The organism is Pseudarthrobacter sp. MOO14 (genome assembly GCF_058267675.1).
Genome location: NZ_CM177849.1, coordinates 3,763,023 through 3,775,641, shown reverse-complemented (window position 1 = coordinate 3,775,641; position 12,619 = coordinate 3,763,023). Strand labels below are relative to the sequence as shown.

The window sequence follows — 12,619 nt, the reverse complement described above, 5'->3', positions numbered from 1 at the left end:
CACCGACGGGCGAAGGCAGGCTTGCTGTCCCGTCCAGGTGAAACCCGGGCTGAAAGGTTGCCGATGGAACCCCACCGACGCACTGCCAACAATGGGAGCGCACCGAACCTCAACCTGGCCGGCGTCGCGGATGCCGTCAGCCGGCTGAACGGGCACCGGGCCGCCGCCATGGACCCGGAGTCGTTCCATGAAGCGGCCCAACGCATCCTTACCACCGTCAACACGGTGATCGACGGCAAATCGGATGCCGCCAAGCTGGCGCTGACTGTCCTGCTCGCACAGGGCCACCTGCTGCTGGAGGACGTGCCCGGCGTCGGAAAAACCCTCCTCGCCAAGACGCTCGCCCGGACCATCGACTGCACCGTCAACCGCATCCAGTTCACCCCCGACCTGCTGCCCTCGGACGTCACCGGGGTGTCCATTTACAACCAGGCCTCCCGGCTCTTTGAATTCCGGCCCGGCGCCGTGTTCGCGAACATCGTGATCGGCGATGAAATCAACCGCGCCTCCGCCAAGACCCAGTCCGCCCTGCTGGAATGCATGGAGGAGCACCAGGTGACGGTGGACGGCAACACGTACAGGCTCGATGAACCCTTCATGGTGGTGGCCACCCAGAATCCCATCGAGATGGAAGGGACGTACCCCCTGCCCGAGGCCCAGCGGGACCGCTTCATGGCCAGGATCTCCATGGGCTATCCGGACAAGGAAGCCGAGATCGAAATGCTTGAGACCCACCAGGCGGTATCGCCGCTGGCCGCCGTCAGCCCGGTGGTGACGGCATCTGACGTGGCGGCGATGACCACCACCGTCCAGCAGGTCTTCGTGTCCGAAGCCGTGAAGGAATACACGGTGTCACTGGGCCGCGCCACCCGGGAAAGTCCGCTGCTCCGCTTGGGGGCGAGCCCCCGTTCCATGCTCCAGCTGCTGCGTGCGGCCAAAGCCACGGCTGCGTTGGACGGAAGGGATTTTGTCCTGCCGGACGATGTCGCAGGCGTCGCCGAGGCCGTGCTGGCACACCGGATCATCGTCGAGCGCAAGGCTGCCGGCGCTGGCGAAAACCCGCACAGCGTCCTGCAGGGAATCCTCTCGCGCCTGCCCGTTCCGCAGGCGCCCCCGGGCCAGGCGACGCGGCCCGCGGCGGCGGCCGGCGGCAGGAACCGCTAGGGGCGGACCATGGCGTTCCTGGACAAGCTTCCCCGGCACCTGTTCACCAGGCGTGGCTGGGGCATGCTTGCCGCCGGGGCGTTTGCACTGGCCGCCGCGCAGGTCATGGGGCGCCGGGACCTGTTAACGCTGGCGCTGCTGCTGTTGGTGCTGCCGCTGGTGTCCCTGGCAGGAATCCGGCTGGTGAAACCGAAATTCCGGGTGTACCGCGAGTTCAATCCCTCACCCGTGGAAACATCCGCGCCAACCATCGTCCATTTGGCGGTGGGCAGGACGGGCCCGGGAACCGGCCAGGTGATCATGGAGGAGCGCCTGCCCCCGCACTTCGGCCAGGCGCCGGCTTTCCGGTTTCCTTCCCGTTCCGCAACTGGCGGCACCAGCCGCTACGAATACCACTTGACGTCCGGCTACCGCGGCTTGTTCCGGATCGGGCCGGTCACGGCGGAGTTCACCGACCCGTTCGGACTGTCGCTGCACCGCCAGGCCATCGACGACGGCGACATCCTCACCGTGACGCCGGCCGCCGTCGTGCTGCCTGCCACGGCGCTGGACGGAGCGCGGGGCAACGACGGCGTCACCGCCACGCGCACCCGCGCAAATCCGAGCGACGACGACGTCATGACCCGCGAATACCGGCACGGGGATCCCATGCGCCGGGTCCACTGGGCCGCCACGGCGAGGCACGGCGAGCTCATGGTCCGCCAGGAGGAATCCGTCACCACGCCGGAAGCCACCATCATCCTGGATCACCGTTCCGCTGCCTTCGGCGGCCCCTCCGGGATGACGATGCCAGGGCTGCCGGGGCGACACGGGCACGGACTGGCCACCAGCGAGACATTCGAATGGTCGGTCGTCGCCGCCATGTCCGTCAGCGCCCACTTGGCTGAACGCAACTACAGCCTCCGGATCCTCGATGCCGGCGGCAACCCGGCTTTCCTGCATTCACCGTCGTCCCCGGAACCTGGGGCCGACGAGTTCAGTGGCACCTCCGGGCTGCAGTCCATAGCCGAGAGCCTCGCCGCGGTCCATCTGTCCGGGCCATCCCACACTCGGCGGGACACTGCGGCCCGGGACGCCCAGGGCCGGAGCAGCCGGCGCCGGGCCGCCGGCGGAGGGCAGCCTCCGGGCGCGGACCAGGAGCCACCGGCCTTTGACGACCACCTGATGGACAAACTGGGCGCACACAGGATGCGCGGACCGTTGATCGCCGTGCTGGGAAGGATCAGTGCCGAGGAGGCGACGGCGTTGGCGCCGGCCGCAGCCTACGGAACCAACGCATTCGCCCTCCTGGCCGTGGACAAGCCGGCTGACTTCCACGGCGTGTTGGACGTGCTGCGGCAGAACGGCTGGCGCGCTGCCGCCGTGACGCCGCGTACCGCTCTGGCGGCGGCCTGGGGACAGTTCGACGAAGACCCTGCCGTGCCCGTGGCCCCTGCGTCCGAGGTCCGCCGTGGAGCAGGAGTAGCCACATGACAATGGCACCAGCCCGGCCCTCAGGCATCGGGAATGAAGCCCGCAACCAGCCCGAACCGCCGGCCCGGCGTCCGCAGGCCGGCGCTTATCCGTGGGCCATGGCGTTGGCGATTTCGGTGGCTGTCTGCGGAGCGGCCTTGTCTCTAAACGGCGTCCTTCGGGGCTGGAACTGGTTCTGGCCCGTCCTGACCACCGTGCTGACGGTCAGCGTGGCCCTGGCGGCACTGCGTTCGGTCCGAGCCCAGCCCCTCCTGGTCACGGCAGGCGGATTCATCTCACTGGCTGCCGTCCTCACGCTGACGTTCTTCCGCGGCTCAAGTTTCCTGTGGGTTATTCCGACCGGCGCCACGCTCCCCGACCTTGACCGGTTGATGCGGCGGGCCAGCGAAACCGTCCTGTCGGAGACAGCGCCGGTGGCTCCCAACGCCGGAATCGTGATGGTGGTCTGTGCGGTGCTGGGCCTCGCCGTCATCCTGGTCGACGCCCTGGCCGTGCCCCTCCGCATGCCCGCCGCCTCAGGGGTTGGTCTGCTGGCGCTGCTGGTGGTTCCCGCCATGATCAAGCCCCAGAGCGTGGGCGTGTGGAGCTTCGCTGCCACGGCGGCCGGGTACCTGCTGATCCTGGCCTGCAGCCAGCGGTTTGCCCCGGACGGACAGCTCCAGTCCGGCGCGCCCCGCAGCCCCGGCCTGGCAAGGCGGGCAGCCCTGACCGGAGCCGCGGCCATGGTGGCCACCCTGCTGCTGCCCCTGGCGATTCCCGGTTTCGACCAAGGCACGTTCCCGCAGGGGTCCAGGCTCAACCCGTGGGGCGGCGCCACCGGCCTGAACCCGATGATCACGCTGGGCAGCAGCCTGCGCGCACCGGACGGGAGCGGTCGGATCACCTATGCCACGAATTCCCCCACGCCGCTCTACCTGCGTTCTGTCACCGTGGACAATTTCGACGGCGACTCGTGGGGTCCGGATGACCGCACCGCGTCCCGGGTCCCGCTGGACGGGCGGATCGATCCCGGTTACGCAGTCCTCGCGGACGAGCAGGTGCGCCTGGTCACCGCCGTCGACACCGGTTCCTTCACCAGCCCCTACCTGCCGGTCCCGTATGCGCCCGAAACCATCCGGGGCCTCGGCGGCGAGTGGACTTGGGACCCCGCCACCCTGAGTATCAAGGGCACCGACACCACCACCCGGCGCCAGGAGTACGTCGTGACGTCGACCGAGCCAAAGCTCTCGGCCGCGCTCCTCGCCCAGGCGTCCGGCCCCGTCCGGGGAATCCCTGACGATTTCAGCCGGATTCCGGGAAATGTCCCGGACATCGTCAAGGCCACCGCCAAGACGGTGGCCGGCACTGCGGGGACGCCGTACCAGAAAGCGATGGCCCTCCAGAGATACCTGCGCTCGTCCGAGTTCACCTATTCCCTCCAGTCCCCGGTCCAGGGCGGCTATGACGGGAACGGGCTCTCTGTCCTGGCGGATTTCCTGCAGCAAAAGAGCGGATACTGCATCCACTACGCCTCCGCCATGGCCGTGATGGCGCGGCTGGAAGGAATCCCCAGCAGGATTGCCGTGGGATATGCCCCGGGCCGGTTGACCGGGGCGACCATAGCCGTGGCCGGGCAGGGTGCGCTCCCGGAATACGAAGCGGACGCCCGTGACGCCCACGCGTGGCCCGAGCTGTACTTCCAGGGCCTGGGCTGGGTGCCGTTCGAACCTACGCCGTCGCGGGGCGTGGTCCCGGACTACGCCACGGACGCGCCGGTGCCCGCCGTCCCGGATACCCTGGGCAACAATGACGGCCTCGTCCCTGACGCTGCCCCGGCGCCCTCCGCTACCCCGAGCGGCACGGCCTTGCCGGTCCCCGGCGGGACGGGCGGCGGCGAGGGCGGTTCGGCCGGCGTGTTGCCGTGGCTCCTTGGGACCGCAGGCGTGCTGGGCGCCTTGCTCCTGGCAGCCGCGCCGCACCTGGTCCGTTCCGGAACCAGGACGCGCCGGTTGAATCCGAGGTCCCCGGGCCAGTCCGTCCCGTTGGCGTGGAACGAGCTGACGGACCTGGGCATCGATTATGGCGTTCGAGCCGCACCCAGCGAGACTCCCCGGGCGTATTCCGCCAGGTTCCGGCAAACACTGCTGGGTGAACCCGGCGGGTTGGACCATGAAGCGCACCAGGCCGTGGCGTTCCTGACATCCGCCTTCGAGCACCACCGGTACGGCCGGCCGGACAACAGCTCCCCGGCAACCAGCCTACGGGGTCACCCTGCCGGCCAGGACATCCAGGCCGGGGTCGCCGCGGTCGTGGACTCCCTCCGGCAGAACGCCACCCTGCCGCGCCGCCTGCGGGCGGAGTGGCTTCCGCCGTCCGTCATCCGCCGCTTGGGCCTGCTGCTGGGCTTGCCGTTCCGGGCAGCCGGCAGCGGCATCCGGAAAGCCGCCCGTGCGGCCGCCCATTCCCGAAAGAGCCGTGCCGCCGCAACGTCCGGGGCACCGGTGGCGGGGCGTCGGGAAGCAGCGGCGGACGACGGCGTTCGCGGGCGGGGCAGGGGCTGAACGCAAAAGTGCCGGCCGGGAAGGATCCCGGCCGGCACGTGCGTCATTGGAACCGCCGAAGCTATCCCGCGTAGGGGTCGGCGATGCCGATGTACTGGGTGTAGAGGTACTCCTCGATGCCTTCGAGTCCGCCTTCGCGTCCCAGGCCGGACTGCTTGACGCCGCCGAACGGTGCGGCAGCGTTGGAGATCACGCCGGCGTTCAAGCCGAGCATGCCCGTCTCGAGCCGCTCACCCATCCGGATGCCGCGGTTCAGGTCCTTGGTGAAGACGTATGCCACCAGGCCGTACTCGGTGTTGTTGGCCAGCCGCACGGCCTCGTCCTCGGTGGAGAAGGTGATGATCGGGGCGACGGGCCCGAAGATCTCCTCCGAGAGGATACGGGTGCCTTCGGAGACGCCGGACAGGATGGTGGGCTGGTAGAAGTAGCCCGGGCCCTCGACCGGTGCCCCGCCCAGCACCGCCTTGGCGCCGGAGGCGACGGCGTCGGAGACCAGTTCGTGGACCTTGTCCCGGCTCTTGGCATCGATCAGCGGGCCCACCTTGGACTCGGGTTCGGTGCCGCGGGCGGTGGTCATGTCCTTCATCTTCGCCGCGAACTTCTCGGCGAATTCGGCGGCCACGGATTCGTGCACGATGAACCGGTTGGCTGCGGTGCAGGCCTCACCCATGTTGCGCAGCTTTGCCAGCATCGCACCGGTCACGGCCGCGTCCAGGTCCGCGTCCTCGAAAACCAGGAACGGGGCGTTCCCACCCAGTTCCATGGAGGTGCGCAGCACAGTTCCGGAGGCGTCGGAGAGCAGCCGGCGGCCCACCTCGGTGGAACCGGTGAAGGAGAGCTTACGCAGCCGGGAGTCCTTGATCAGGGCCCCGGTGGTCTCTCCGGCAGTGGAGGTGGGGATGAGGTTCAGGACCCCGGCGGGCAGGCCGGCCTCCTGCATGACGGCGGCGAACAGCTGGGACGTCAGCGGCGTCAGGTTGGCGGACTTCAGCACCATGGTGCAGCCTGCGGCCACCGCCGGGGCGATCTTGCGGGTGGCCATGGCCAGCGGGAAGTTCCACGGCGTGATCAGCAGGCAGGGGCCTACCGGCTTCTTGGTCACCAGCAGCCGGGACTTGCCGTCCGGGGAGACCGAGTACCGGCCGAAGGCCCGGACGGCTTCTTCGGAGAACCAGCGCAGGAATTCGGCTCCGTAGGTGACTTCACCGCGGGCTTCTGCCAGCGGCTTGCCCATCTCCAGGGTCATCAGCAGCGCAAAGTCCTCGGCCCGTTCGGTGACCAGCTCGAAAGCGCGGCGGAGGATTTCACCGCGTTCACGCGGGGGCACCTTGGCCCAGGATTCCTGGGCCGCAGCGGCAGCGTCCAAGGCCGCAGCGGCATCGTCCGCGCCGGCGTCGGCAATGCTCAGCAGCACCTTGCCGGTGGCGGGATCCTCGACGTCGAACGTCTTGCCTGAGGCGGCGTCGCGCCACTCACCGTTGATAAGCAGCCCGGTGGGAACAGAGGCCAAAAGCCGGGTTTCGCGCTCGGCGGTAACGGCCGGCTGTGCAGTGACAGTCACGATGACTCCCTCGTCAGTAGGGTTTCTGGCAGCCCCGCGCCGCGGCCGGAGTGACCGGGATCATTGGGCTGATTAACAGCCAGACTACTGCGGGCCCCTCCCCCGGTCTACGCCGTTGCGCACTGCCACATCAGCCCCACGCTGTGCATCTGCACAGATTCGAAGGGATGCCGGGAGAGGCTGCTACCGGGCGGCGAGCACTGCCGAGTAGAGCTCGCGCTTGCTGACCCGGACGTCCTCGGCCACGGCGGCAACCGCTTCCTTCAACCTGATGCCTTGGGCCACCAGCTCGTTGACGGCGGCCACATGGTCCTCCGGCTTGCCCGCCGCCTGTTCCGGAGCCCCGCCGAGGACAACGGCGATCTCGCCGCGGACCTCGTTCTCTTCGGCCCACTGGAGCAGTTCGCCGGTGGTTCCCCGGATCACTTCCTCGTACGTCTTGGTCAGTTCCCGGCACACCGCGATGGGCCGGTCCGGACCGAACCGTTCGCGCAGCGCCCGGAGCATGGATTCGAGGCGGTGCGGAGCTTCGAAGAACACCATGGTGCGGCGTTCCGCGGCGAGGTCGGCCAGGCGCGACGCGCGTTCGCCGGCCTTACGTGGGAGGAAACCTTCAAAGCAGAACCTGTCCGTGGGCAGGCCGGACAGGGCCAGTGCCGTGAGGACCGCGGAGGGACCCGGGACGGCGGTGACTGGAAGCCCGGCCGCGATGGCGCCCTCCACCAGCCGGAAGCCGGGGTCCGAGACGGCCGGCATGCCTGCGTCGGTCACCATGACCAGCGTGCTGCCGGCCCGCACCTGGTCAAGGAGCTCTGCCGTCCTGGTCGCCTCATTGTGTTCGTGGTAGCTGATGACGCGGCCGGACACTTCCACGCCCAGGCTCTGGACCAGGCGGTGCAAGCGCCGGGTGTCCTCTGCCGCCACGATGTCGGCGGTACCCAGCAGTTCCACGAGCCGGGCAGAGGCATCACCGGTATTCCCGATCGGGGTGGCGGCAAGGACGATCCGTCCCGTCGTTGACGGGCCTGGATCAGGAAGGGGGCTGGGGTTCGGGTCCACCCGTCAAGCCTACTGCTGCCGGGTCTTCCAGCCGCAAAAGGTAGCATGGGGCTCGTGACGCAGACCTCGACGCGGCCGGCCGGCGCCGGTGAACCCACCCCGCCGCCCTCCCCGGCCGCAGCCGCGGTAACTGCTACGGAGCGCGGGGAACACGCCCTTCGGTGGGTCAGCCGGCCGGAGGAGGCGTTCACCGTCCAGGCCCTGACGGCACGGCTCCTGGGCGCACACGCATCCTGGCGGGACCACCCGGCGTCCCTGCGACTGTGGTTCATCCTGGTTCCGGTCCTGACGGCGCTCATCGGCGGGGTCCTCCGGTTCGTGCGGCTCGAGGTACCGCACAAGCTGGTCTTCGACGAGACCTACTACGTCAAGGACGCCTACTCCTACCTCATCAGCGGCTATGAGCGCAGCTGGCCGGACAAAGCCAACGACTCGTTCAATACCGGCAATCCGGACGTCCTGCTGAATACGCCCGAATACGTGGTGCACCCGCCGGTGGGCAAGTGGATGATCGCGGCAGGTATGTGGCTCTTCGGGCCGGAGAATCCGTTCGGCTGGCGCTTCGCCGCGGCGCTCACGGGAACCCTCACGGTGTTGCTCGTCTCGCTGATCGCCTTGAAACTGTTCCGTTCGCTTCCGCTGGCGGGCGCGGCCGGACTGCTCCTCGCCGTCGACGGCCACCACCTTGTCATGTCCCGCACATCGCTGCTGGACGTCTTCCTGGCGTTCTGGATCCTTGCAGCATTCGGCGCCCTGCTCATGGACCGGGACGACGGGCGCCGCCGGCTGGCGGCCCGGCTGGCGCGGATTGCTGCCGCGCACGGCGGACAGCCGCCGGGCGGGGCACTGCTGGCCGGGCCATGGCTTGGCGTCCGCTGGTGGCGGATCGCCGCCGGGATCTGCCTTGGCCTGGCAGTGGGCACCAAGTGGTCCGGCCTCTTCTTCCTCGCAGGGTTCGGCATCCTCACGGTGCTGTGGGACCTGAACGCACGCCGGGTCGCGGGCATCCGCGGCTGGATCAGTGGCGGTGTCATCCGGGACGGCATTCCGGCCTTCGGCGCGTTGGTACCCGTTGCCGGCATCGTCTACTCGGCCACGTGGACGGGCTGGTTCCTCTCGGACAACGCCTACTTCCGCCATTGGGCCGAGAGCAACCCTTCCACCGAATGGGGCTGGCTCCCGGACTCCGTCAGGTCCCTCATCCACTACCACCTCGAAGCGTACAAGTTCCATCAGGGCCTGAGCTCCGAGCACCCGTACCAGGCGAGTCCCTGGAGCTGGCTGGTGATGGGACGGCCGACGTCGTTCTTCTATGAATCCCCGCCACAGGGCACCCCGGGCTGCACTGTGGAAAAATGCACCTCGGCCATCCTGTCTGTGGGCAACCCCCTGATCTGGTGGGCGGCGGCCATCTCGCTGGTGGTCCTGCTGTTCTGGTGGGCGGGCCGCCGGGACTGGCGCGCGGGCGCAGTACTGGCGGGCGTGGCAGCCGGATACCTGCCGTGGTTCATGTACCCCGAGCGCACCATGTTCTACTTCTACGCGGTGTCCTTTGAGCCGTTCCTGATCCTTGCCCTGGTGTATTGCCTGGGCTTGGTGCTGGGCCGCGCCACGGACCCGCCCTGGCGGCGGCGCTCGGGCCTGTACCTGGTGGCGCTCTACCTGGCCGCCGCAATCCTGCTGTCGGCGTTCTTCTACCCGATCTGGACCGCCGAGGTCATCCCCTATGTCGACTGGAAAGTCCGGATGTGGATGCCGTCCTGGATCTAGGGCAGGATGGCACTAGAGACCTGTTGGAGCCGCCGCCGCGGCGTGGCAGCGGAAACGGAGACCTGCTGTGAGAGAAGCGAGCACGGAACTGCTGGTTGAGCTTGATGCCAACAGCAACGTGACTGACCTGCTGCTGGAGCAGCATGCCGCAAACCCCGCCCACGCGCTGTACCGGCGCAAGGGCCCAAACGGTTGGGTGGACGTTTCCGCGCAGAAGTTCCTCCAGGACGTCAGCGCGCTGGCCAAGGGGCTCATCGCCGGCGGCCTTGAACCCGGCGACACGGTGGCAGTGATGGCCCGCACCTCCTACGAGTGGACCCTGGTGGATTTCGCCATCTGGTTCGCCGGCGGCGTTACGGTGCCGATCTACGAAACGTCATCCGCCAGCCAGGTGGAGTGGATCATCCAGGACGCAGGGGTCCGCCGCGTGTTCGCCGGCGACCGTGCGACGGTGCAGCTCGTGGCCGGAGTCCTGGCAGGTTCCGACGTCCTCAGGGACCGCCTGGTCAACGTGGTGCGGATGGATTACGACGGCGAGGCCCCGGACCTTGCCAGCCTTGCCGCGGCCGGTACCGGCGTCAGCGACACCGAGCTGGAAAGGCAGCGCAGCCATGCCGGCCTGGCCGATCTCGCGTCCCTGGTGTACACGTCGGGCACCACCGGCAAGCCCAAAGGATGTGAGATCACGCATGGGAACTTCGCGCTGGTGGCCAAGAACATCGTCGCTTTCCTGCCGGAAATCCTGCAGCAAGGCCAGCCTCGCACACTGATGTTCCTTCCGTTGGCCCATGTGCTGGCTCGGGCTGTGCAGGTGGTGTGCCTCACCGCAGGGGCAACCCTGGGGCACACCCCGGGCGCGGCGCAGCTGCTGGAGGACTTGGGTTCGTTCCGGCCGACGTTCCTTTTGGTGGTGCCGCGGATCTTCGAGAAGGTCCGGGCAACGGCGGCCCATAAGGCCGCGGTTGCGGGCAAGGGCCGGCTGTTCGACGCGGCCTCGGCGGCAGCAATCGAATACTCAAAGGAGCAAGACCGGCAGAACCGGGGCGAGGGACCGGGCCCTGGCCTGCTCAACCGCGTGCGGCACGGACTGTTTGACCGGCTGGTCTATCCCCGGCTGCGGCAGGCGCTGGGCGGCGAGGTGGGATACACGGTGTCGGGGGCCAGTCCCCTGGCTTTGGAGGACGCACACTTCTTCCGGGGCGTGGGCATTCCCGTCCTGGAAGGCTACGGGCTGACCGAAACCACGGCACCGTGCACGGCCAACACGCCGACCCGCACCAAGGTGGGAACGGTGGGGATCCCCGTTCCGGGTACCACCATCCGGGTGGCCGAAGACGGAGAGATCCTGGTCAAGGGAATTGGCGTCTTCCGTGGCTATCACGCAAACCCGGCCGCGAACGCGGAGGCGTTCGTGGATGGTTTCTTCCGGACCGGGGACCTTGGTGTGCTGGATAAGGACGGTTTCCTCACCGTCACCGGCCGGAAAAAGGACCTGCTGGTCACCGCGGGCGGCAAGAATGTGGCGCCTGGGCCGCTGGAAGAGAAGATCCGGACCCATCAGCTGGTGGGGCATGCGGTGCTGGTGGGAGACGGGAAGCCGTTCGTGTCCGCTTTGCTTACCCTTGACCCGGAAGGCGTGGCCAACTGGCGGGAGGAGCGTGGCCTCCCGCCGCTCCTCCTCAGCGAGGCAACCAGCGATCCCCAGGTCCTCGCCGCCGTCCAGGAAGCGGTGGACCTGGCCAACCAGCTGGTGTCCAAAGCCGAGTCAGTGCGCACCTTTACGCTTCTCAACACCGAGTTCACGGTGGAGTCAGGACACCTGACGCCATCACTGAAACTCAAGCGGGCCGCCGTGGTCCAGCAGTATGAGGCGGAGATCGCCAGGATTTACGGCTGATCCGCCGGCACCGGCTTTTCGGCGTCCGTGTCCTCCCGGACAATACCGCGCCGGCGACGCGTGGGCCAGGTGAGCACCAGCGTGATGATGGATGCCAGGAGCACCATGCCGCCGATGCCGATGCCGGCGTCGATCCAGAACTGGCTCGGGAACAGCCGGATCAGGGTGTCATCCAGGCTGAAGGTCCAGGACCCGTCGGCAAAGAAGATCCGGTGGAATTCGGTGAAGAACTGCTGCCAGCCCAAGGCTGCCAGCGTGCCCAGGCCCAGGATCAGGACGAGGGTAATGATCGAACCGGCGAAGAGGGCGCGCCGGATTCCGCCGGTGCTGCGCCTGCGCAGGTACACGAGGGCGATCAGGGCGAGGATGAGCAGCGCGGTGCCGGCGCCGAAGGTGGAGAGGATGACCGTCTTGACGTCAGCCATGTGGCTGACCTCGCCGTCCTTGAAGAGCTTTTCGCCGCCGCGCTGCACCAGGTCTCCCAGGTACCGCGGGCCGGCCCAGTTACTTAGGTAGTCAACGGCGTAGGAGCCGTAGGTCATCCTGTCGTCAGTGCTGAAGCCGTATCCGTCGCCGGGGAAACCGGGACGGTTGTATTCCACCCAGAGGAAGAGCGGGCTGGTCACTGCCCGGACGGCCAGGATGAGGAGGATGAAGGGGTAGATGACGGCCAGCAGGACCTGCATGACGCGGGGGGCAACCGGCTTGGCGTTCGCGGCGCTTTCGCGCTGGGCGTTGCGGCGCTCCACTTCTTCCTCGGGCGGCCGGACGTGCAGGGCGGAGGTGGGAAGCGATTCCTTGAAGACCGGGCCGGCTGAGCCGCGCGGCTCCTTAACGGATGTCCCGGCCGCCGCCTGCGAGGACCCGTCGGCCGAAGATCCCGTGCCGGAGGAGCCGACGGCGGATTCCGCCGCCCGGCGGCCCGCCCTGCTGTCCGCCTGCGGTGCTTTGGTTTCCTGTACAGCGTCTTCCCGGCCGGAAGTCTTACCACCGGCAGGTGTCAGCCAGGAAAACGCGGGCTCGTCGGAATCCCCGGAGGTGTCCAGGATCGGTTCCGGCTGCGGCGCTTCGCTTTTGGCGCGGGCCGGTGTTTCGTCGTTCACAGCAGCGTCACTTCCGTCAGGTTCCGCACCGGTCCAAGTCTGCCGGCGCGAT

The 12,619-nt window shown here is 68.3% G+C and carries 8 protein-coding genes; 5 read left to right on the top strand and 3 right to left on the bottom strand.

Features of this window, described 5'->3' with window-relative positions:
* The first annotated feature begins 63 nt into the window (after positions 1–63).
* From AC4EEV_RS17465 to AC4EEV_RS17455, 3 genes are read left to right on the top strand one after another with little or no spacing between them, the layout of a single operon-like run.
* The gene (locus AC4EEV_RS17465) at positions 64–1,164 is read left to right on the top strand and encodes an AAA family ATPase (protein ID WP_461841432.1); all 1,101 of its coding nucleotides are present in this window, start codon (positions 64–66) and stop codon (positions 1,162–1,164) included.
* Positions 1,165–1,173: 9 nt separating this feature from the next.
* A complete protein-coding gene (locus AC4EEV_RS17460; RefSeq protein WP_133832151.1) occupies positions 1,174–2,637 on the top strand; it encodes a DUF58 domain-containing protein in 1,464 nt (487 codons plus the stop codon).
* Positions 2,634–5,177 carry a transglutaminase TgpA family protein gene (locus AC4EEV_RS17455; RefSeq protein ID WP_018762948.1) on the top strand — a complete coding sequence of 848 codons (2,544 nt, stop codon included), beginning with the start codon at positions 2,634–2,636 and terminating at the stop codon, positions 5,175–5,177. Before AC4EEV_RS17460 ends, AC4EEV_RS17455 begins: the two co-directional genes overlap by 4 nt.
* A 61-nt stretch (positions 5,178–5,238) precedes the next feature.
* Here AC4EEV_RS17455 and AC4EEV_RS17450 read toward each other — a convergent pair whose 3' ends face one another.
* Positions 5,239–6,738, bottom strand: coding sequence for an NAD-dependent succinate-semialdehyde dehydrogenase (locus tag AC4EEV_RS17450; RefSeq protein WP_018762947.1), 1,500 nt, complete (start codon positions 6,736–6,738; stop codon positions 5,239–5,241).
* Between the two features lie 183 nt (positions 6,739–6,921).
* Positions 6,922–7,797, bottom strand: coding sequence for a 16S rRNA (cytidine(1402)-2'-O)-methyltransferase (gene rsmI / locus AC4EEV_RS17445; protein ID WP_018762946.1), 876 nt, complete (start codon positions 7,795–7,797; stop codon positions 6,922–6,924).
* A gap of 45 nt (positions 7,798–7,842) precedes the next feature.
* Here rsmI and AC4EEV_RS17440 point away from each other — a divergent pair, with 45 nt between their 5' ends.
* Both AC4EEV_RS17440 and AC4EEV_RS17435 read left to right on the top strand, forming a co-directional pair.
* On the top strand, positions 7,843–9,567 hold the full coding sequence (locus AC4EEV_RS17440) for a dolichyl-phosphate-mannose--protein mannosyltransferase (RefSeq protein WP_491329585.1): 1,725 nt from the start codon (positions 7,843–7,845) through the stop codon (positions 9,565–9,567).
* A gap of 67 nt (positions 9,568–9,634) precedes the next feature.
* On the top strand, positions 9,635–11,464 hold the full coding sequence (locus tag AC4EEV_RS17435; protein ID WP_491329584.1) for an AMP-dependent synthetase/ligase: 1,830 nt from the start codon (positions 9,635–9,637) through the stop codon (positions 11,462–11,464).
* On the opposite strand, the gene AC4EEV_RS17430 is transcribed toward AC4EEV_RS17435, so the two are convergent.
* On the bottom strand, positions 11,455–12,567 hold the full coding sequence (locus AC4EEV_RS17430) for a TIGR01906 family membrane protein (RefSeq protein WP_491329583.1): 1,113 nt from the start codon (positions 12,565–12,567) through the stop codon (positions 11,455–11,457). The two genes, AC4EEV_RS17435 and AC4EEV_RS17430, sit on opposite strands and share 10 nt — an antisense overlap.
* Between the last annotated feature and the right edge of the window lie 52 nt (positions 12,568–12,619).

Bases quoted from the DNA above. Each gene is read 5' to 3' on its own strand.
- AC4EEV_RS17465 (WP_461841432.1), top strand. From the start codon at position 64: ATGGAACCCCACCGACGCACTGCCAACAATGGGAGCGCACCGAACCTC.
- AC4EEV_RS17460 (WP_133832151.1), top strand. From the start codon at position 1,174: ATGGCGTTCCTGGACAAGCTTCCCCGGCACCTGTTCACCAGGCGTGGC.
- AC4EEV_RS17455 (WP_018762948.1), top strand. From the start codon at position 2,634: ATGACAATGGCACCAGCCCGGCCCTCAGGCATCGGGAATGAAGCCCGC.
- AC4EEV_RS17440 (WP_491329585.1), top strand. From the start codon at position 7,843: ATGGGGCTCGTGACGCAGACCTCGACGCGGCCGGCCGGCGCCGGTGAA.